We start from the raw sequence: 20,502 nt of genomic DNA, 5'->3' as shown, positions 1-20,502 counted from the left end.
TCCCGGGGATCAAAATGGTTACATATGCAACTAAATTCATCTCCGAACCGGGAGGACGTCATGGATCAGAGAACCGACAGCAATCAAAATCTAGCTGGAAACGGCCGTAACACGGCGGATCTGGAATATATGCCGGGCTTCGGCAACGATTTTGAAACCGAGGCTCTGCCAGGCGCTCTGCCGCAGGGCATGAACAGCCCGCAGAAATGTGCCTACGGCCTATATGGCGAGCAGTTGTCCGGTACCGCCTTTACTGCGCCAAGCCATCAGAACGAGCGGACCTGGTGCTATCGCATCCGCCCGTCAGTCAAGCACACCAGCCGGTTCAGGAAGATCGACCTGCCTTACTGGAAGTCGGCTCCGAATGTCTGCGACGAAGTGGTTTCGCTCGGCCAGTACCGCTGGGACCCGGTGCCACACACGGATGAAGGCCTCAACTGGCTGACCGGCATGCGCACCATGACGACAGCCGGCGACGTCAATACACAGGTTGGCATGGCCAGCCACATCTACCTGATCACCAAGTCGATGGAGGACGAATATTTCTACTCCGCCGACAGCGAATTGCTGGTGGTTCCGCAGGAAGGCGTCCTCAGGTTTTGCACCGAGCTGGGCGTGATCGAGCTGGAGCCGAAGGAAATCGCAATCCTTCCGCGCGGCCTTGTTTACCGGGTCGAGCTGGTGGAAGGTCCGGCGCGCGGGTTCGTCTGCGAGAACTACGGCCAGAAATTCGAACTGCCGGGCAGGGGGCCGATCGGAGCCAATTGCATGGCAAACCGCCGTGACTTCAAGACGCCTGTCGCGCACTACGAGGATCGCGATGCCCCGTCGACGGTGACGGTGAAATGGTGCGGCCAGTTCCACGAAACAAAAATCGGCCACTCGCCTCTCGACGTTGTTGCCTGGCACGGCAACTATGCGCCCTGCAAATACGACCTCAGGAACTATTGCCCGATCGGGTCGATCCTGTTCGATCATCCCGATCCGTCGATCTTCACGGTGCTTACCGCTCCGTCCGGCGTTCCGGGCACCGCCAACATCGACTTCGTGCTGTTCCGCGAGCGCTGGATGGTGATGGAAGATACCTTCCGGCCCCCCTGGTATCACAAGAACATCATGTCGGAGCTGATGGGCAACATCTACGGCCAGTACGATGCCAAGCCGCAGGGCTTCATTCCCGGTGGCATGAGCCTGCACAACATGATGCTGCCGCATGGGCCGGACAACAATGCCTTCGAAGGCGCTTCGAATGCCGACCTGAAGCCGGAAAAGCTCGACAACACAATGTCCTTCATGTTCGAGACCCGTTTCCCGCAGCACCTCACGGAATTCGCCGCCAAGGATGCTCCGCTGCAGGACGATTACATTGACTGCTGGGACTCGCTGGGCAAAAAATTCGATGGCACGCCCGAAGGGACCTGGAACAAATAGCCAAATCATCCAGGATTTGACCAACCGCAAACGGCAGATTGATCCGCACCGGTAGGTTACCCTGAACCTCCGGCGTCCCGCCGGGGGCGGACAAGAACAAAGGCAGGAAGCCGCTGGAGGCTTCCCGGGAGAAACATCGCCGGGCACCACGGTCTGGCGAACATTAGGAGCTGAAAACCCGATGAAACTGGCAACGCTCAAGGATGGCAGCCGCGACGGCAAGCTGGTGGTGGTCAACGACCGCCTGACCTTCTGCACCGACGCAAGTCACATCGCGCCGACTTTGCAGGCAGCGCTCGATGAGTGGGAACATGTGGCGCCGAAGCTGGAACTGCTGGCCGAGAGCCTGTCTCACGAAGCCGTACCGACGCTGCGTTTCCATGAACACGACGCTCATTCGCCGCTGCCGCGTGCTTACCAGTGGGCGGATGGTTCGGCCTACGTCAACCATGTCGAACTGGTGCGCAAGGCGCGCGGTGCGAAGATGCCGGAAAGCTTCTGGACGGACCCGCTGATGTATCAGGGCGGCTCCGACACATTCCTCGCCCCGCGTGATCCGATCTCCATGCGCGATGAGGCCTGGGGCATCGATATGGAAGGCGAAATTGCTGTCGTCACCGGCGATGTACCAATGGGTGTCAGCGCGGAAGCCGCGCGCGATCACATCCTTCTTGTGCTTCTGGTCAACGACGTTTCCCTGCGTGGCCTGATCCCGGCAGAACTCGGCAAGGGCTTCGGTTTCTTCCAGTCCAAGCCGTCTTCCGCCTTTTCGCCGGTTGCCGTCACGCCGGATGCGCTCGGCGATGCCTGGAAGGGCGGCAAGCTTCACCTGCCGCTGCATGTCGACCTCAACGGTCAGCCGTTCGGCCGCGCAAACGCGGGCATCGACATGACCTTCGATTTCGGCCAGCTCATTGCCCATGCGGCAAAGACCCGGCCGCTCAGTGCCGGCACGATCATCGGTTCGGGCACGGTCTCCAACAAGCTGGATGGCGGTCCGGGTAAGCCGGTGGCAGACGGTGGCGTCGGTTATTCCTGCGTTGCCGAGATCCGCATGATCGAAACGATCAACACGGGCGAAGCCAAGACGCCTTTCCTGAAGTTCGGAGACACTGTCCGCATCGAGATGCTCGACACCGAAGGCCATTCGATCTTCGGCGCCATCGAGCAGACCGTGGAGAAATACGAAGGGTAGTGATCGGACCTTCCGGGATTTCGACACCATTTTCGGCAAGTAGCCCCTCCGCCTTGTGGGGAGGGGCTCGGGGGGTGCGATTTTCCATCCCGGAGAAAGACAAGAGCGCAGCGTTGGGTTGAGCCCTTCCGCCGCCAGAATATTTCAGGGAGAGGGCAATGCCTCACGTCGACCCGCTTGACCGGGCGGATCTGCCTCAGTTCGAGGAAAAATTCGCGCGTTACGATGAAATCCGCGGCTTTCTGCCGAACTCGATCCTCACCATGGCGCGCCGGCCGAATATCGCCAAGGCGTTCATGGAACTGAACCAGGCGATCCTTTATGAAGGCACGGTGCCGGAAGACCTGAAGATGATGGTCGCACTCATGACATCCATGGCGACCGGATGCCGCTATTGCCAGGGCCACATGGCCAATCTGAGCCACGTCTATGATGTGCCGGACGAAAAGATTGCCGCCGTATGGGAATGCGAGACTTCGCCGCTCTTTACGGAGGCCGAAAAAGCGGCGCTGGTGCTGGCCCGCGAGGCTGCAGGTGTTCCGAACGACGTGACCGAAGCTCATTTTGCGGCGCTCAAGCCGCATTTCAACGACGCCGAGATTGTAGAGATCGTCGCTTCGATCGCGCTCTTTGGCTACCTCAACCGGTGGAATGACACCATGGCAACCACAATGGAAGCCCATCCGGCTGCCGTCGCCAAAAAGGCGATGCCCGCATGGGACGAAGGCAAACACGGAGCCTCTGAATGAGCAAGCAATTCGCATCCGCCGGAGACATGACCGAGAAGAAGATCTCCTTCACCGAGATCGGCAAGGATCTCTGGGCCTTTACCGCTGAAGGTGACCCGAACACCGGCGTCATCATCGGCGACGACAGCGTCATGATCGTCGAGGCGCAGGCGACCCCCGAACTCGCCAACAAGGTCATTGAGAAAGTGCGGTCCGTCACCGACAAGCCGATCAGCCACCTTGTGTTGACGCATTACCATGCCGTTCGCGTGCTGGGGGCTGCCGCCTATCGGGCACCGACCGTGATCATGAGCCAGAAGGCCCGTTCGATGGTCGTGGAACGGGGCGCGGAAGACAGGGAATCCGAATTCATGCGTTTCCCGCGTCTTTTCATGGGCTATGAAAACGTCAACGACATTCCGCCTCTGACCTGGCCGACCACCACCTTCAACGACCGCATGACTGTCTATCTCGGCAAGCGCCGGGTCGACCTCAGCTTCCTTGGTCGCGCCCACACGGCCGGAGATATTGTTATCCACGTGCCGGACGCTAACGTCATGTTCACCGGTGACATCGTCGAATACCACTCGGCCTGCTATTGCGGCGACGGCCATTTCAACGACTGGCCGACAACGTTGGAAGCGATCCGTTCCTTCGATGTGGAGGCTATCGCGCCTGGCCGCGGCGATGCGCTGGTCGGCAAGGAGATGGTGGGCAAGGCGCTGACCAACACCGCCGATTTCGTCTCTTCGACCTATCGGCCGGTAGCCCGGGTCGCCCAGGGTGGCGGATCGCTGAAAGAAGCCTGGGACGCCTGCCGTGCCGAATGCGATCCGAAGTTCAAGGATTACGCCATCTACGAACACTGCCTGCCGTTCAACGTTGCCCGGGCCTATGACGAGGCTCTCGGCATCGACACGCCGCGCATCTGGACGGCGGAACGCGACGCCAAGATGTGGGCGGATCTGCAGGGCTGACCCATGAACACTGTCCTGGACCACCTCCGCCTGATGGCCCGCAACAACGCCTACGCGAACGAACGTCTTTACGACGCCTGTTGCCGGTTGTCGCAGGCGGAGTTCGAGGCGGAAAGAACCGGGTTCTTTCCCTCGATCCGGGAAACGCTCAACCACAATTGGGAAGTGGACCGATACTATCTGGATGCCTTGAAGGAAGAGGGGCAGGGGCTGTCGGTATTCGACACGCCGCATCTTGCCTCTGCAGCAGAGCTGAAACCGGCCCAGAAGAGTGCCGACGAGGCTCTGATCGCATTCTGCGACCGGGTGGTGGAAGGAGACCTGGACCGGAATGTCGCTCAGGACCGGGGCAAGAGCGGTGTCTTTCACGAGACGATCGCCAACACGTTGCTGCATCTCTTTCAGCACCAGATCCATCACCGGGGGCAGGTGCATGCCATGCTGGCAGGCACCAGTGTTGCGCCGCCTCAACTTGACGAGTTCTTTTTGGAGTTCGATCGCCACCCGTCGGCGCAACGTTTCTGGGAAACTGGCTAGCGCTTCGGTGCAAGGATCAAAAGGGCGAGCCAGGTGAGGCCACCTGCAAGAACTATGATCTCGCTCACCACGATGGCGATGCCGACCATGCTCCAGTTGTCGGCAAGGACGGTGGCGGGAGCGGCGATGAGTAGCGCAAGGGCGACCGCGGACATCAGTCCGGCAATCAACCGGAATGTCCAGCGTCGGCCGGATGTCAACATGTTCTGACGTGTCAGGACTGGCATGTCACACCTCCTTCTTGGGGGATTGTCTAATGAAAACGCGCAAGCCCCCCTGCGGGTTCCGCGAAACAGGCAAAGGCGAACCGGTTCACGATGCCGGTACGCCTCGGCAATTGGGAGAAACGCCTGTGACCAAGTTGTTTGAAGCGCCGCTTTATCCGTACAAGCGGTCCCAGGATCAGGATGCAGCGACACCCGTTCGCCATCCGGTAGTGATCATTGGAGCCGGACCGGTGGGCCTCGCCACGGCTATCGATCTGGCTCAGGCGGATGTGCCGGTCGTCGTTCTCGATGACAACGACAAGGTTAGCGTGGGTTCTCGGGCAATCTGCTTTTCCAAGCGTTCGCTGGAAATCTTCGACCGGCTGGGCTGCGGCGACGAGATGGTCGACAAGGGCGTCGTCTGGAACGTCGGCAAGGTGTTTTTCGGTGACCGGCAGGTCTACGATTTCAACCTGCTTCCGGAGCAGGGGCACAAGCGCCCGGCCTTCATCAATCTGCAGCAATATTATTGCGAACTTCATCTGGTCGAGCGCATTCGCGCTCTGCAGGTGGAAGGCAAGCCGGTGGAAATCCGCGGTGGCAGCCGGGTTGCGAACCTCAACCAGCGGGACGACCACACGCTGGTGACCGTTGAAACGGTCGATGGTGCCTACAATCTGGAAGCGGAGTGGCTGATTGCCTGCGACGGGGCAGGCTCGCCGTCCCGCAGGATGCTCGATCTCGATTTCGTCGGCCGGGTGTTTGAAGATAACTTCCTGATTGCCGACGTCATCATGAAGGCGGATTTCCCGACCGAGCGCTGGTTCTGGTTCGATCCGCCCTTCAACAAGGACCAGTCGGCTCTTTTGCACAAGCAGCCGGACGGGGTCTGGCGCATCGATCTTCAGCTTGGCTGGGACATCGACAAGGAAGAAGAAAAGAAACCGGAAAACGTCATTCCCCGGCTCAAGCAGATGCTGGGCGCCGATGTCGAATTCGATCTGGAGTGGGTGTCGATCTACACATTCCAGTGCCGCCGCATGGAAAAGTTCCGCCATGGCCGGGTGATCTTTGCCGGAGACAGTGCTCACCAGGTGTCGCCTTTCGGTGCGCGTGGTGCCAACTCGGGGTTCCAGGATGCCGACAATCTCGGCTGGAAGCTGAAGCTGGTCATTGACGGCAAGGCTCCGGAGAGCCTTCTGGACAGCTATGCTTTTGAGCGCGAAATGGCCGCGGACGAGAATATCCTGCAAAGCTCGCGTTCAACCGACTTCATTACTCCCAAATCGGAAATCAGCCGTATTTTCCGTGATGCGGTGCTGGACCTTTCCGAACATCACGCCTTTGCCCGGCCTCTGGTCAATTCCGGAAGGCTGTCCGTTCCTTGCGTCTATGACGGTTCGAAGCTCAATGGACCGGATGTGGAAGGCCTGCCCGCGCGCACAAGACCGGGAAGTCCGGCTGTGGATGCGCCTCTGGCAGACGGCTGGCTGCTGGACTGGCTTGGCAGCGGCTTCCATCTGCTTGGCATCGGCGCCGAAGTACCCGAGAAGCTTCTGATCGACGGTATCGAAATTACCGGTGTCAGCATTGCGACTTCCGCAGCCGGTCAGGAGCTCAAGGATCGCTATCTCGGTGACGAGGCTTCGGCTGTCTATCTGATCCGGCCAGACCAGCATGTGGCGTCGCGCTGGACAGACTATGGCCGCACTGCGGTCGAAAACGCATTTGCAATTGCACTCGGGAAAGGCGGAGAGGCCTAATGGCGGAGATTGTCACCAAACCGAACCTTGAAACGCCCGACGGGTTTTATGCTGATCTGCTGACCGCCCATGAAGGTCTTACAAAGGCCGAAAGCGATGCGTTCAATGCCCGGCTGATCCTGTTGATGGCAAACCAGATCGGTGAGCAGCAGGTGCTCGAAAAGCTGCTTGAGGCCGCCAAACAATAGGTCGAACAGGGCGTCGCGCAGGTGCTGTTGCCGTACGTATTGAGGCTTTTGACGAGGGTGTGAGAGATTCGCCCAATCACACCCTCGGTAGAATTTCAGTTTCACCTGATAGCGATGCAGGTAATCGGAATTATTTTGGGCAAAAATAATTTTCAGAAAAATGTTCAGTATCGCCTTGTCGATAAAGACTAAAAAACGCCCGATTTAATTCGTGACGGCTAACAAAAGTCGAACCCGAAATTTTTCACCAATTGTTTATCTACCCACACCTTCAATCGCGGAAAGTGCGGGGGAAACAATGTCCAGGTTACTTACACCTTTAAAGAATGTGCGCCTTTCTGCGAAAGTAGGCGGTGGCTTTGCAGCCATGATTCTTGTCGCCGCCGCGGTCGGTGCAGTGGGTGCGGTCGCTATTCTCGGCCTCAGAACACAGTCGGATGTCAGTGCGAAGGCAACAACCGCAATGGCAAACCTTCAGCAGGTCGCACAAGCGCAGGAAGCCTATCTCTCGGATCGCACACCGGAGTTGGCTGACGCAGCCCGGTTTCAGATTGAACAATTGGAAACTGCGCTGGTCACGCTCGATGGCGTCTCGGGGCCTGGAGAGGGCGAAACGGCCACCGCAGAGGCCATCTCGCTGGTAGGTCAGCTTGGTGGCGAGTTTGATGGTGTCGTGCTGGCTGTCGAGAACAGGCAGGCTCAGGTCGACAAGTTGCTGCGGTCCGCTGTCAATCTGGCAACCATCGCTGCCCAGATCAACGACAAGATGAGCAAGATCCAGCGTGATGCGGGCGGCGCCGCCAAGACCGCATCAGGCACACGCAACCGGGCTGACAAGGTCGGGCGCATGTTGTCGGATATGGAAGACCTCGTCGCCGGTCTGGAAGGCAGGATCGCCGAGGTGAGTGAAGGTGCTGATCTTCCGCCTGAAACGGTGGCAGCCATTGTGGAGGGCACGCAGACCCTGGCAAAGACGGCAGCGAAGGCCGGAAAGCTGAAGGTGGACGGCGTAGACCCGGCAAAGGTCAAGGAATTGGCGGACATGGCGGCAGCGCTCGGTGAAAAACTGCCGAAGCCGGAAGCGGACGGCGCTCGGCCGGCACCAGTGTCGGCTGCCGTTGCTGCGGATCTCGTCGCGGGACTGGAGAAACTCCACACTCAGGCCTCTGCCTTGCGCAAGACGGTTTATGCGGCAACCGATGACGCCAAGTCGATTGCCGGTAAGGCAACGTCGAAACTTGGTATCGTTGATCTCGTCAATGTGAACGTGAACAAGTACCAGAACGCGTCCCTGGATATTCGCTCTGCGACAATGGAGTATTTTGCCGGCTTCGATACAATTGGTGCGGAAGAGGTTCTCAACCGTATCGAAACGCTGCGCTACCTCGCCAATCTGCTGAAGGCGGACAGTGCCGCTTTCCCGGAAATCGCGGATGCCATTGCGTCGATCGAGGCGGAGGTTGGCACTTATGAGGCCGAATTCGCCGCCATGGTCACCGCGAAGGATGCGTTCGATGTCAGACGGACAGAGCTTGTTGCACTGTCCGGCAAGGTTCGCAGTGTCATCACGGCCCTCACGGAGGCTCAGTCCGCGGGAGCTTATGCGCGGGCCGATACCGCGCTTGGGCTGATCGCGGTCGCACTCGTCGTCGCCGTTGCAGCCGGTGGATTGCTGGCCTTTGTTCTTTCTCTCGTGATCACGCGCCCGACACGGGCTTTGACCGAAGCCATGGGCCGCCTCGCGGAGGGGGATATCGACGCCACCATTCCCTCGACTGATCAGCGGGACGAAATCGGAGACATGAGCCGCACCGTTCAGGTGTTTCAGGAAAACGCCCGCGAACGGATTCGCCTGGAAATCGAAGCGAATGCCCATCGCGAGGCCCAGAATGCGCGTCAGCAGGACATCGAAGATCTGATCCAGAACTTCCGAGGTGAGATCCAGGGACTTCTTGGTGCGCTGGACGAAACGGCCGCCGGCATGTCCAACACAGCTTCGGCACTTGGCGGCATCGCGGAAAGCAGTGCGGAACAGGCAGGCGATACTTCCAGGGTCAGTGAAGACGCCAGCATGAGCGTTGAAAACGTTGCCGGTGCGGCCGAAGAACTGTCGGCATCCATCGCCGAAATCGGCGAACAGGTACGCCGGTCTTCCGACATCGTCACGTCGGCGACGAGCGCGGTACACGAGACCAATGGCAAGGTTCAAGGACTGGCGGAAGCTGCCTCGAAGATTGGCGAAGTGGTCAACCTGATCCAGGCGATTGCCGAACAGACCAATCTTCTGGCGTTGAACGCCACTATCGAAGCGGCTCGTGCAGGCGAAGCAGGCAAGGGCTTTGCCGTTGTGGCCGCCGAGGTCAAGGAACTGGCGACACAGACTTCGAAGGCAACTGAAGAAATCTCGTCCCAGATCCAGACCATTCAGAACTCCACCAGCGAAGCCGTCGCGGCCATCGGGGCAATTTCCGACACGATGGAAGAGGTCAACGGTTACACTCAGGGAATCTCGGCAGCCGTTACCCAGCAGGGCGCGGCCACCAACGAGATTTCCGGAAATGTGCAGCGGGCAGCCCAGAGTACGCAGGCTGTTCAGACCAATATGTCCAGCCTCGCCCGGGCGGTTGGCGATACCAAGGAAGCATCGGGGGATGTTCTGGCTGCTTCGGGAGACCTGAGCAACCGCAGCAACGCTCTGAAGCAGGGAATTGAAACCTTCCTGGCCCGCGTTGCAGCAGCTTGACGGCAAACGTGAAAGGCAACACTTCGGCACCCCACCGGGCTCCGATCCGGTGGGGTGCTTTTTATTCGATTGATACATCGGCATGACACGCTTCAACCTTAATGCGGGAACAAGGTTGGGATTGCCCGGTGACGCCGCGTTCTTCCTGAGGTGAGTCGCCCGGCGACGGCACATGAAGACAAGAATGATATTGCAACTCATTCGCAACAAGCTTGACAGTTGCGAATGAGTTGCAATATCACTTGCAGAAATGATGTTCGAACCGGGATATGGTGATGTTGAAAAAACTGCTTCTGACGGTCTCTCTTGCGGCACTTGCAGCCGGACCGGTAAACGGCGCTTCCGCACAGGACAAAATGAAAGTGGTGACCACATTCACCGTTCTTGCCGACATTGCGCAGAATGTTGCCGGGGAGACCGCCGACGTGGTGTCGATCACCAAGCCGGGTGCCGAAATCCACGGTTATGAGCCGACACCGCAGGACATCGTGCGGGCATCCGACGCGGACCTGATCCTGTGGAACGGCATGAACCTTGAGCGTTGGTTCGAGCAGTTTCTGTCCAACCTAGGCGACATCCCCTCCGTAACACTTACAGACGGGATCGAACCGATCTCGATCGCGTCGGGTTCCTATGAAGGAAAGCCGAACCCGCATGCGTGGATGGGCCTGGACAACGCGCTGATCTATATCGACAACATCTCCAAGGCATTTGCCCAATACGACCCGGAGAATGCGGAGGTCTATGCCGACAACGCGGATGCCTACAAGGCAAAGCTGCGCGAAACCATAGAGCCGCTGCGCCAGGCCGTTGCCGATATCCCGGAAGACAAGCGCTGGCTGGTGACCTGTGAAGGCGCGTTCAGTTATCTCGCTCGCGATTTCGGCATGAAGGAGCTGTACCTCTGGCCGATCAACGCCGATCAGGTGGGCACGCCGCAGCAGGTCCGTTCGGTGATTGACGGGGTGCGAGAGCACGACATCCCGGTCGTCTTCTGCGAGAGCACGGTCAACACTTCGCCTGCCAAGCAGGTGGCCCGGGAAACCGGCGCGAGATATGGCGGCGACCTTTATGTCGATTCCCTGAGCGAGGCGGACGGCAAGGTGCCCACTTACCTGGATTTGCTGAAGGTCACCTCGAGCACGGTGGTCGAGGGGCTGAAATCCAATTCACAGTGATGGCCCGTAATAAAGACTGCCGGGCAGCATGACCCGATGCTGCCCTTGATTGTGTCACAGTAACTTCGGATTGTACTGGAAAGCCTGCATGCTGAATGTCATCAAGGACCCGGTTATGGATATGCCCAACGTCAGGGACGATGGCGGAATTGCCGCCGAGGACGTTACGGTTACCTACCGGAACGGACATACGGCACTCTGGAACGCCAGCTTCTCGATCCCGCGCGGCACCGTCACGGCTCTTGTCGGCGTCAATGGCGCGGGCAAGTCGACGCTGTTCAAGGCCATCATGGGGTTCGTGCCCACAGCCAAAGGGCGCATCCGGATCCTGGATATGACCGTTCGGGAAGCCCTCAAGAAGAACCTCGTCGCCTACGTTCCCCAATCGGAGGAAGTCGACTGGTCATTCCCCGTTCTGGTGGAAGACGTGGTGATGATGGGCCGTTATGGCCACATGGGGTTTTTGCGCCGACCAAAACCAGCGGACCATGCCGCGGTCGACCAGGCACTGACCCGCGTGAACATGCAGGATTTCCGGCATCGGCAGATTGGCGAGCTTTCCGGCGGTCAGCGCAAGCGCGTCTTTCTCGCCCGCGCTCTTGCCCAGGACGGCCAGGTGATCCTGCTGGACGAACCTTTCACCGGCGTCGACGTGAAAACCGAGGAACAGATCGTGGCGTTGCTGCGAGAGTTACAGGCCGAGGGCAGGGTGATGCTTGTCTCCACCCATAACCTCGGTTCCGTTCCCGAATTCTGCGACAGGACGGTGCTGGTCAAGGGAACGGTGCTCGACTACGGGCCAACCGCGACAACCTTCACCCGTCAGAACCTGGAGAAGGCCTTTGGCGGTGTGCTGCGCCATTTCACCATTTCCGACCAGACCCTGCACACGGATGGCGATCAGCGTACGGTGACGATCCTGACCGACGACGAGCGCCCGTTCGTTCAATATGGCGACGAAGTGCAGACAAGAGAGGCGCGCGACTGATGGAGCCTTTCAGTTTCGCCTATCTTCTCGAACCCTTTCAATACGGCTACATGACCAATGCCATGTGGGTTTCCGCACTTGTTGGCGGGGTTTGCGCCTTCCTGTCGTCCTACCTGATGTTGAAAGGCTGGTCGCTGATCGGCGATGCCCTGTCTCATTCGGTCGTGCCGGGGGTGGCCGGTGCCTATATCCTGGGCCTGCCGTTTTCCCTTGGGGCCTTCCTGGCGGGCGGACTTGCAGCCGGGGCCATGCTGTTCCTGTCCGAACGTTCGGGCCTCAAGGTTGACGTCATCATCGGCCTCATCTTCACGTCTTTCTTCGGCCTTGGTCTCTTTATCGTTTCCATCAGCCCCATGTCGGTCTCGGTCCAGACGATCACCATGGGCAACATTCTGGCCATCACGCCGGAAGATACCCTGCAACTGGCCATCATCGGCTTTGTGTCGCTGGCGATCCTGACGCTCAAGTGGAAGGATCTGATGGTCACTTTCTTTGACGAAAGCCATGCCCGCACAATCGGTCTGAGGCCCGGTCTCCTCAAGGCAATTTTTTTCGTGCTTCTGTCCGCTTCCGTGGTTGCGGCCATGCAGACGGTCGGGGCCTTTCTCGTTATTGCAATGGTGGTCACGCCCGGTGCGACAGCCTACCTCTTGTGCGACCGCTTCCCGCGCCTGATCCTGACCTCCATCGCGATCGGCACGCTGACCAGCTTTGCCGGGGCCTATATCAGCTACTTTCTGGACGGGGCCACAGGCGGTATCATTGTCACCTTGCAGACCCTGATCTTCCTGTTCACATTCGTTCTGGCGCCAAAGCACGGCCTTCTGGCCGCCAGGCGCAAGTCGGCGGAAGCCCTGCGCCGGGGATACGCTGCGGACGTTGCGAAATCAGAAGCGGGAGATCAGGCCTGATGGACCTCGAGACGCTGCTTCTGCCGTTCAAGTTCCCCTTCATGCAGAACGCGTTTCTGATCTGCGTGATCGTGTCCATCCCGACAGCACTCTTGTCGAGCTTCCTGGTGATCAAGGGTTGGGCCCTGATGGGGGACGCTGTCAGCCACGCGGTTTTACCCGGCATCGTACTGGCTTACATCTTTGGCATACCATTGATCGTCGGCGCTTTTGCCGCCGGCATGGTTTGTGCCGTGCTGACGGGTTACCTGTCAGGTAACAGCCGGGTGAAGCAGGATACCGTGATGGGGGTCGTGTTTTCCGGCATGTTCGGTGTCGGCATCGTGCTTTACGTCTCGATCCGGACAAACGCTCATCTGGACCATATCCTGTTCGGCAACATGCTGGGTGTGGAGCAGCACGAGCTTGTCACCGCAGGCGTTATTGCCCTCGTTGTCGGCGGTGGGCTGGTGCTGAAGTGGAAAGACCTTCTGTTGCACAGTTTCGATCCGGCCCAGGCTCAGGCCTCCGGTTTGCCGGTAAAGCTGTTGCATTACGGCCTTCTGGCGGCACTGTCGCTGACGATCGTGGCAACGCTCTCTGCTGCGGGCCTTATCCTGGCGGTTGCCTTGCTCATTGCACCGGGGGCGATCGCATTCCTTTTGGTCCGCACCTTCAAGTCGATGCTTTACGTGTCGGTGCTGGTCTGCATGGTGTCAATGGTCGCAGGCACCTACGCCAGCTTCTTTCTGGACAGCGCACCGGCCCCCACCATCGTCCTCATTTTGACAGCCGTTTTCATCGCCGCGTTTGCCCGCCGCCAGATCCTGACCCGGCAGGCTTCCCTGCGCCGCGTTGACGACGTCGCATAGGGACAGATCCTGCCATCCTGAAAGAGAACCGGTGCCGGACGTCGGCACTGGTTTCGGGCAATCACTACGCTATCTGGATAGAAATCCCGGCCAGAAGACGCTCTCGCGGCGGTTCCGGCAGTCAGTTTCTATATCATAGGTAGAATTTGCAAAGATGGAACAACTCATTGGCGTGAAAGTGTGTCGTTTCGCTTACAAATTGGTACACCTTATCGATTGTTGGCATACGGGAATTGCCGTAGATAACTGGTTTCAGGAAACAACCGTTTTCGGCAGTGCCGGCAAGTTCTGATCGGAGTTCCAATTGTCAATTTGGAAACAGCTCGTTCTCACCCTCCTGGTTGTCATCGTGGCGGCGGGGCTCTGGGTTCGTTATTATCCGGGAGCCGGCGCGCACCTGTCCGCCTGGGGGATCGACTGGCTGGATTTTGCCGTCGCCGATGCAGCGCCAAGCGGAGGCGATCAACCACGGCGTGGCCGGGGTGGGCCGCAAGGTGCCGTCGTTGCAACGCCGGTCGTCGAAATCACGATCAATGACCGTCTGTCGGCGATCGGTACCAGCACGGCACTGCAGTCTGTTGCCGTGACGCCTTACACAAGCGGCCGCATGACCGAGGTGCTGGTCAAGTCCGGTGCCACCGTGAAGGCCGGAGATGCCATTGCCAAACTGGATCTGGACGCCGAGCAGATCGCCGTCGAGAGAGCCGCAAATGCTCTGAAAGATGCCGAGGCCCGGCTTCAGCGTATGCAGGTGCTGCGGAAAACCAATACGGCTACGGCTGTTCAGGTGACAGACGCGGAACTCTCGGTAGACAATGCGCGGCTGCAACTTCGCGAAGCCGAACTGGCGCTCTCCCGCCGCTCCATCGAAACTCCGATCGCCGGCGTGGTCGGCATTCTTCCCATTACCGCAGGCAATTACGTTTCCTCGCAGACCGTCATCGCAACCATTGACGACCGCAGCGAAATTCTTGTCGATTTCTGGGTTCCGGAGCGGTTCGCCTCCGCTATCGCAGTGGGATCTCCGATCACCGCCACGTCGGTCGCCCGCCCGGGTGAAACCTTCGAGGGTGTCATCAGTGCCGTCGACAACCGCATCGATATCGACAGCCGCACACTTCAGGTTCGTGCCCGTTTTCCGAACAAGGCTGACAAGTTGAGAGCCGGCATGTCGTTCCAGGTCTCGATGAAGTTTCCCGGCGACAAGTATCCGGCGGTTGATCCGCTGGCCGTGCAATGGGGTTCCGACGGTGCCTTCGTCTGGGCCGTGCGTGAAGGCAAGGGCGTTCGTGTCCCGGTCAGCATTATCCAGCGCAACACCGACAGCGTGCTGGTCGACGCGGAGCTGACGGTCAACGACGAGGTCGTGACCGAAGGCATTCATCTGGTTCGCAACGGGGCAGACGTGACGGTTGCAGACCGCAAACAGGCTCCGGCATCGGACACTCCGGCGACAACTGCTTCCAGCCAAAGCGGTTCCTGAGAATTGACCTGAAGGTCTTGGAGAGATTGCCATGCAGATGGACCGTTTGAAGGAACTTGGCATCACCGGCCTGTTCGTGCGGCGTCCGGTTCTTGCCTTCGTGATCAACATGCTGATCGTGGTTGCGGGGATCGCGGCAATTTTCGGTATCGAAGTGCGCGAACTGCCCGACGTCGACCGCCCGGTCATCACCGTCAGCACCGATTATCCGGCCGCAGCTGCCGAGACCATCGACCGTGAAGTGACCGGTGTCATCGAAGGCGCAGTGGCACGTGTCTCCGGCGTGAAGTCTATCTCTTCATCGTCCTCCTTCGGCCGAAGCCGTGTGACCGTGGAATTTTCCGATGATGTCGATCTGGACGTTGCCGCTTCCGACATGCGAGATGCGCTCGGGCGCATCACCAACGATCTGCCCGAGGACGCCGAGCCTTCCCGTATCATCAAGGCTGATGCCAACGCCCAGCCGGTATTGCGCCTGGGTCTGACCTCCGACCGCATGTCGGTCGAGGACATGACGGTGCTGGTGGAAGACGAGATTTCCGACGTCCTTGCCGCTGTTCCAGGTGTCGCGGACGTCCAGGTCTACGGTGACCGCGACAAGATCTTCCGGATCGACATCGACCAGGCCAAGATGGCCAGCCTCAATCTGACCATCGCGGATGTGGCCAATGCCCTGTCCTCCATGGCCTTCGATACGCCGGCAGGCTCGCTGACCAGTCAGAACCAGGATCTGATCGTCCGCGCCACGGCTTCCATTGATACGCCTGAAGAATTCGAAAGCGTTATTATCAATCGCCGCGCAAGGCTCCGCGACTTCGTGACGGTGACACTTGGCCCGGATCTGGGCCAGACACAGCTGCGCGCCAACGGCAAGTCGGGCATCGGCCTTGGCGTCATTCGCTCCGCCCAGTCGAACACGCTCGAGATTTCGGAAGGCGTTCGCTCCGCGGTCGACCGTATCCAGGAGAACCTGCCCGAAGGCATGACCATCGAGGTCACCAGCGATGACGCCACCTTCATCAATGGCGCCATTCATGAAGTCGAGATTGCCCTTGCCATCTCGGTCAGCATCGTTCTGCTGATCATCTTCATTTTCCTGTGGGACTGGCGGGCAACCATCATTCCGGGCGTATCCCTGCCGGTGGCGCTGATCGGCACACTTGCGGCGATCTATCTTGCCGGGTTCTCCATCAACATCCTGACGCTTCTGGCGCTGGTTCTGGCAACAGGCCTTGTGGTCGACGATGCCATCGTGGTGCTGGAAAACATCGTGCGCAGGCGAAATGAAGGCATCGGACCACGCGCTGCGGCGGTTCTGGGTGCCGAAGAGGTCTTCTTCGCGGTGCTGGCGACAACGGCGACGCTGATTGCCGTGTTTGTACCGCTCTCCTTCCTGCCGGGGCAGACCGGCGGGCTGTTCCGCGAATTCGGCTTCGTACTCGCCATCGCGGTGTTCCTGTCCTCCATCGTGGCGCTGTCGCTGTGTCCCATGCTGGCCTCGCGCATTCTCAAGAGTAAACCGGCCGGCAAGGCCGAAGATCACGGGGGCGGTGCCGGCGGTCTGGGGCGGATGTTGAGTGCGCTCTACCGGCGCTGCCTGCATGCATGCCTTGATGCGCCGATGGTGGTTGTGGCTATTTCGCTGCTGTTTGCAGCCACCGCGGGTGTCCTGTTTCCCACCATCAAGTCGGAACTGACGCCGACTGAAGACCGCTCGATTGCCTTCATGCGCATTTCCGCGCCTCAGGGCGTGAGCCTCGATTACCTGTCTCAGCAGATGCGCCAGATCGAAAACCTGCTGGAGCCTTACCGGGAAAGCGGCGAGATCAACAGCACCTTCTCGATTGCGGGAACAGGCGGTTCCAAGAACAGCGGCTTCATCGTCATGCGTCTGGCGCCGTGGGACCAGCGCGAGCGGTCGCAGCAGCAGATCCTGTCCGAGGTCAGTGCGCTTGTGCGCGATGTACCGGGTGTGCGGGCCTTCGCCTTCCAGCCTAACAGCCTCGGCATTCGCGGTGCCGGGTCCGGCCTTCAGTTTGCCGTCGCCGGCAGCAACGACTATGCGACGCTCGGCGCAACGGCAGACAAGATCATCTCGGCGATGGAGCAGGACCCAAGGTTCCGGCAGGTGCGCCTGTCCACCGAGGCCACCCAGCCGCAGCTTTCGGTTTCCATCGATCGCGAACGCGCCTCCGACCTTGGCATCGACATTAACGGACTGGGCACGGCCATGCAGGCCATGCTGGACGGTCGCAAGATCGGGCAGGTTTTCATCAACGATCAGGCCTATGACGTGAAATTCGTTTCCACGTCCAATCCGATCAACGATCCGACGGATATGGAGAACATCTTCATCAAGACAGGTGATGGCCGCTTCGTACCCGTGTCGACCATTGCCAGCCTGGTGGAAAAGGCCGTGCCGCCTTCTCTTGCCAGGGAACAGCAGCTGCGCTCCGTCGCTGTTACGGCAGGTCTTGCGGACGACTTCGCCCTCGGCAATGCCTATCAGGAAGCGCTGAAGATCGCCGAACCGTTGCTGCCGCCCGGTGCTCGTATCGTGCCGCTGGCGGAAACGGCAACGCTGGGTGAACAGTCATCCTCCATGGCGCGCACCTTCGGCTTTGCGATCATCATCATCCTGCTGGTGCTGGCGGCCCAGTTCGAGAGCTTCATCAGTGCACTCATCATCATGGCGACGGTTCCGCTTGGCCTGGCCTGCGCTGTCTTCGCCATGCTGCTGACCGGGACGACACTCAACGTCTATTCCCAGATCGGCCTCGTGCTGCTTGTGGGCATCATGGCGAAGAACGGCATCCTGATCGTGGAATTTGCCAACCAGCTGCGGGATCGCGGGCAGGGACTGCGCGAAGCGATCGAGAATGCCTCGAACATCCGCTTGAGACCGGTGATGATGACCATGATCTGTACCATTGTCGGCGGCGTGCCGTTGATCATGGCAAGCGGGGCCGGGGCAGAAGCGCGAATTGCCCTGGGGTTTGTCATTGTCGGAGGTCTGGGCCTTGCGACTGTCTCGACCCTGTTCCTGACGCCGGTTGCCTATCTCCTGCTCGGACGGTTCATCACACCGGCCGTTCAGGAAGAAGAGCGCCTTCACAAGGAACTGGACGCGGCAAGGACGATCAGTCAACAGCCGGGCGAGTGACAACACTGGAAAGCCGGCTTTGGGCTGGCTTTCACCCAACCGAGTCATCCCGGACGCAGCGCAGCTGAGATCCAGGATTGGAGAGCCGGTTCGTGTGAACAGGCGCAGTTGACCGGGTATCTTCAAAACCGAAAGACCAGTTCCTCTCTGATCCCGGCTGACGCTGCGCTTGGCCGGATTGGCGAGCAGAGGCATCGCGAAAAAAGAAACCGCCCGTATGTCCACGGGCGGTTTTTGTTTTTGCCTTACCGCCCGGTGATGGCCGGGAAGAACAGCAGGATACCTACGGCGAGTATCTGCAGGGCGATGAACGGCAGCAGCGAGCGGAAGATCGTTGCCAGCGTTATGCCCGGTGGGGCCACGCTCTTGAGATAGAAGGCGGCAGGCCCGAACGGCGGTGACAGGAACGACACCTGCATGTTCATGCAGAACAGAACGCCAAACCAAACCGGATCGTAGCCGAGATCCTTGATGATCGGCACGAAGATCGGCATCGTCAGCAGAGCGATCCCGACCCAGTCCAGGAACATGCCGAGCACGAACAGGATCAGCATCATGAACAGCAGGATGATGGTCGGATTGTCGGAGATGCCGGATATGAGGGCCGAGACGAACTTGATGCCGCCCATCAGGTTGAACACTCCGACCAGAGCACTTGCACCGATGCCGATCCACACGATCATGCCGACGGTCTGAAGCGTTTGCAGGGCAGCACCTTTCAGAAGCTCGAGTGTAAATTCCCCCCGAACCACCGTCGACAACAGCACCCCGGCAACGCCGACCGCCGATGCTTCGGTGACACTCGCGATGCCGCCGTAAATGGAGCCAAGCACGCCGGCAACGACGGTAAGCGGCAGGATCAGCCCCTTCAGGAGGCGGAGTTTTTCCGCCATCGGCACAGGTTCATCGTCCTGTACCGGTGCGATGGCCGGGTTGAGGTAGGCCCGGATCAGGACGTAGGCGACATAAAAACCAGCCAGCATCAGACCCGGCAGAAAGGCGGCGGTAAAGAGATCGCCGACCGAGACGTTGGCGGTAAGGCCGTAGATGATGAGTACGATGGACGGCGGTACCATGGTGCCGAGCGCACCGCCTGCGCACACGACGCCGATGGCCAGGTGCTTGTCGTAGCCGAGGCGCAGCATCTGGGGCAGCGCAACAAGGCCAAGCAGCACGACTTCGCCGCCGATGATGCCGCTCATGGCCGCCAGGATCACTGCCACGACGATGGTCTGGATAGCGACCCCGCCGCGCAGGCGTCCGCCCAGCAGCTTCATGGCGTCGAACAGATCTCTGGCGATGCCTGATCGATCAAGGATTGCCGCCATCAGAACGAACATCGGCACGGAGACGAAGACGAAGGAACCGACGAAGGAGTAGACGCGGCTGGTGATCAGCGGCACGACCATGGGTCCGAACCAGCCGAGCGCGAAGATCAGCGCAACCAGCAGGGTGACGAAGGCAAGCGGGATGCCGGAGACCAGCAGCACCAGCAGCATCGCGAACATGAGCAGCGTGCCGGTCTCGATGCCGAGCCCTTGAAGGGAGCCGAAGAACTCTGTCACTTGCGCCCCCTGGCATAGTTATAGGCAAGAATGAGGAACTGGACGGCCATCACCGTCATGACAACCAGAAGGAAAACCTTGATCAGGCCCGGAAAGACAGGGTCCCAGGCACTGCCGGAGCGTTCCAGACGGAAGCTGCCATCTGGCCGAAAGGCCGCCTTCTGAACCATCAGCCAGCTGGCGTAGGCAAAAAAGGTGCTGGCGACCATGCAGATGAGCGAGATGACGACATCAAGGACACGCCGCAGAGGTGGCGGCAACGTGTCGTAGATCAGCACGACCCTGATGTGGCGGTCGCGCGCGGTGCAGTAGAGCCCGCCATAGAGAAAGGCGGCGCCGCACAGGAAGATGGTGGTCTCGTGCGCCCAGATTGTGGGGGCGTTGAAGACGTAGCGCAAAAGCACTTCGTTGATGAGGATCAGCATCGAAGCAACGATGCCGATGGCAAACAGCAAGCCGCCCCTGTCGATCCAGCGCCCGAGCATGCCGGCCTCGGCAATAGCGCCGGGATCCTTTTCCCGCTCCGGGGTTTCGTTCGGTTCCACCAAGGTTTCCTCCAGCTTCTTTTACAAAACGGGCGCCCGAAGGCGCCCGC

17 protein-coding genes are annotated in these 20,502 nt (G+C 59.6%); 14 read left to right on the top strand and 3 right to left on the bottom strand.

All coding sequences use genetic code 11. From position 1 onward, the window contains the following. The first annotated feature begins 60 nt into the window (after positions 1-60). The 5 genes from hmgA (at position 61) to HCG46_RS08100 (ending at position 4,868) form a co-directional block, all read left to right on the top strand. A complete protein-coding gene (hmgA, locus tag HCG46_RS08120) occupies positions 61-1,431 on the top strand; it encodes a homogentisate 1,2-dioxygenase (protein ID WP_168685666.1) in 1,371 nt (456 codons plus the stop codon). A gap of 181 nt (positions 1,432-1,612) precedes the next feature. Next, positions 1,613-2,626 (top strand): fumarylacetoacetate hydrolase family protein, encoded by a 1,014-nt coding sequence (locus tag HCG46_RS08115; RefSeq protein ID WP_168685664.1) that lies wholly within the window; start codon positions 1,613-1,615, stop codon positions 2,624-2,626. Between the two features lie 158 nt (positions 2,627-2,784). Further along, positions 2,785-3,375 (top strand): carboxymuconolactone decarboxylase family protein, encoded by a 591-nt coding sequence (locus HCG46_RS08110; RefSeq protein ID WP_023000075.1) that lies wholly within the window; start codon positions 2,785-2,787, stop codon positions 3,373-3,375. Next, a complete protein-coding gene (locus tag HCG46_RS08105; RefSeq protein WP_023000076.1) occupies positions 3,372-4,331 on the top strand; it encodes an MBL fold metallo-hydrolase in 960 nt (319 codons plus the stop codon). Before HCG46_RS08110 ends, HCG46_RS08105 begins: the two co-directional genes overlap by 4 nt. 3 nt (positions 4,332-4,334) lie before the next feature. Beyond that, entirely contained in the window at positions 4,335-4,868 is a 534-nt protein-coding gene (locus HCG46_RS08100) for a DinB family protein (protein WP_168685662.1), read from the top strand. Here HCG46_RS08100 and HCG46_RS08095 read toward each other — a convergent pair. Beyond that, positions 4,865-5,095, bottom strand: a complete 231-nt coding sequence (locus HCG46_RS08095; protein WP_023000078.1) for a hypothetical protein — start codon at positions 5,093-5,095, stop codon at positions 4,865-4,867. The two genes, HCG46_RS08100 and HCG46_RS08095, sit on opposite strands and share 4 nt — an antisense overlap. A 29-nt stretch (positions 5,096-5,124) precedes the next feature. On the opposite strand from HCG46_RS08095, the gene HCG46_RS08090 reads away from it, so the two are divergent. The 9 genes from HCG46_RS08090 to HCG46_RS08050 all read left to right on the top strand — a co-directional run bounded on the left by HCG46_RS08090 (position 5,125) and on the right by HCG46_RS08050 (position 18,342). After that, positions 5,125-6,837: an FAD-dependent oxidoreductase gene (locus tag HCG46_RS08090; RefSeq protein WP_209009412.1), complete on the top strand. Its 1,713-nt coding sequence runs from the start codon at positions 5,125-5,127 to the stop codon at positions 6,835-6,837. After that, positions 6,837-7,025, top strand: a complete 189-nt coding sequence (locus tag HCG46_RS08085; RefSeq protein ID WP_168685660.1) for a DUF2783 domain-containing protein — start codon at positions 6,837-6,839, stop codon at positions 7,023-7,025. The genes HCG46_RS08090 and HCG46_RS08085 overlap by 1 nt, the downstream gene beginning before the upstream one ends. Before the next feature lie 298 nt (positions 7,026-7,323). Further along, positions 7,324-9,768 carry a methyl-accepting chemotaxis protein gene (locus HCG46_RS08080; RefSeq protein ID WP_205838450.1) on the top strand — a complete coding sequence of 815 codons (2,445 nt, stop codon included), beginning with the start codon at positions 7,324-7,326 and terminating at the stop codon, positions 9,766-9,768. A gap of 269 nt (positions 9,769-10,037) precedes the next feature. Beyond that, positions 10,038-10,946, top strand: a complete 909-nt coding sequence (locus tag HCG46_RS08075) for a metal ABC transporter substrate-binding protein (RefSeq protein WP_286185236.1) — start codon at positions 10,038-10,040, stop codon at positions 10,944-10,946. 88 nt (positions 10,947-11,034) lie between these two features. Beyond that, entirely contained in the window at positions 11,035-11,934 is a 900-nt protein-coding gene (locus HCG46_RS08070; protein ID WP_062489545.1) for a manganese/iron ABC transporter ATP-binding protein, read from the top strand. After that, entirely contained in the window at positions 11,934-12,845 is a 912-nt protein-coding gene (locus HCG46_RS08065) for a metal ABC transporter permease (protein WP_023001559.1), read from the top strand. The genes HCG46_RS08070 and HCG46_RS08065 overlap by 1 nt, the downstream gene beginning before the upstream one ends. Beyond that, positions 12,845-13,696 carry a metal ABC transporter permease gene (locus tag HCG46_RS08060; RefSeq protein ID WP_168685654.1) on the top strand — a complete coding sequence of 284 codons (852 nt, stop codon included), beginning with the start codon at positions 12,845-12,847 and terminating at the stop codon, positions 13,694-13,696. Before HCG46_RS08065 ends, HCG46_RS08060 begins: the two co-directional genes overlap by 1 nt. A gap of 304 nt (positions 13,697-14,000) precedes the next feature. Then, entirely contained in the window at positions 14,001-15,179 is a 1,179-nt protein-coding gene (locus HCG46_RS08055) for an efflux RND transporter periplasmic adaptor subunit (protein ID WP_023001561.1), read from the top strand. A gap of 31 nt (positions 15,180-15,210) precedes the next feature. Continuing rightward, on the top strand, positions 15,211-18,342 hold the full coding sequence (locus HCG46_RS08050; RefSeq protein ID WP_168685653.1) for an efflux RND transporter permease subunit: 3,132 nt from the start codon (positions 15,211-15,213) through the stop codon (positions 18,340-18,342). A gap of 245 nt (positions 18,343-18,587) precedes the next feature. Here HCG46_RS08050 and HCG46_RS08045 read toward each other — a convergent pair whose 3' ends face one another. Beyond that, positions 18,588-19,850, bottom strand: a complete 1,263-nt coding sequence (locus HCG46_RS08045; protein ID WP_051990172.1) for a TRAP transporter large permease subunit — start codon at positions 19,848-19,850, stop codon at positions 18,588-18,590. 53 nt (positions 19,851-19,903) lie between these two features. Continuing rightward, the gene (locus tag HCG46_RS08040; protein ID WP_031269566.1) at positions 19,904-20,452 is read right to left on the bottom strand and encodes a TRAP transporter small permease; all 549 of its coding nucleotides are present in this window, start codon (positions 20,450-20,452) and stop codon (positions 19,904-19,906) included. Positions 20,453-20,502: the final 50 nt, after the last annotated feature.

This window comes from Labrenzia sp. PO1, from assembly GCF_012273635.1.
GTDB lineage: Bacteria > Pseudomonadota > Alphaproteobacteria > Rhizobiales > Stappiaceae > Roseibium > Roseibium algicola.
This window is presented reverse-complemented; position numbering and strand designations above follow the sequence as displayed.

Excerpts from the sequence above, each read along its gene's own strand:
- hmgA (WP_168685666.1), top strand. The coding sequence starts at position 61 with ATGGATCAGAGAACCGACAGCAATCAAAATCTAGCTGGAAACGGCCGT.
- HCG46_RS08115 (WP_168685664.1), top strand. The coding sequence starts at position 1,613 with ATGAAACTGGCAACGCTCAAGGATGGCAGCCGCGACGGCAAGCTGGTG.
- HCG46_RS08110 (WP_023000075.1), top strand. The coding sequence starts at position 2,785 with ATGCCTCACGTCGACCCGCTTGACCGGGCGGATCTGCCTCAGTTCGAG.
- HCG46_RS08105 (WP_023000076.1), top strand. The coding sequence starts at position 3,372 with ATGAGCAAGCAATTCGCATCCGCCGGAGACATGACCGAGAAGAAGATC.
- HCG46_RS08100 (WP_168685662.1), top strand. The coding sequence starts at position 4,335 with ATGAACACTGTCCTGGACCACCTCCGCCTGATGGCCCGCAACAACGCC.
- HCG46_RS08095 (WP_023000078.1), bottom strand. The coding sequence starts at position 5,095 with ATGCCAGTCCTGACACGTCAGAACATGTTGACATCCGGCCGACGCTGG.
- HCG46_RS08090 (WP_209009412.1), top strand. The coding sequence starts at position 5,125 with ATGAAAACGCGCAAGCCCCCCTGCGGGTTCCGCGAAACAGGCAAAGGC.
- HCG46_RS08085 (WP_168685660.1), top strand. The coding sequence starts at position 6,837 with ATGGCGGAGATTGTCACCAAACCGAACCTTGAAACGCCCGACGGGTTT.
- HCG46_RS08080 (WP_205838450.1), top strand. The coding sequence starts at position 7,324 with ATGTCCAGGTTACTTACACCTTTAAAGAATGTGCGCCTTTCTGCGAAA.
- HCG46_RS08075 (WP_286185236.1), top strand. The coding sequence starts at position 10,038 with ATGGTGATGTTGAAAAAACTGCTTCTGACGGTCTCTCTTGCGGCACTT.
- HCG46_RS08070 (WP_062489545.1), top strand. The coding sequence starts at position 11,035 with ATGCTGAATGTCATCAAGGACCCGGTTATGGATATGCCCAACGTCAGG.
- HCG46_RS08065 (WP_023001559.1), top strand. The coding sequence starts at position 11,934 with ATGGAGCCTTTCAGTTTCGCCTATCTTCTCGAACCCTTTCAATACGGC.
- HCG46_RS08060 (WP_168685654.1), top strand. The coding sequence starts at position 12,845 with ATGGACCTCGAGACGCTGCTTCTGCCGTTCAAGTTCCCCTTCATGCAG.
- HCG46_RS08050 (WP_168685653.1), top strand. The coding sequence starts at position 15,211 with ATGCAGATGGACCGTTTGAAGGAACTTGGCATCACCGGCCTGTTCGTG.
- HCG46_RS08045 (WP_051990172.1), bottom strand. The coding sequence starts at position 19,850 with ATGTTCGCGATGCTGCTGGTGCTGCTGGTCTCCGGCATCCCGCTTGCC.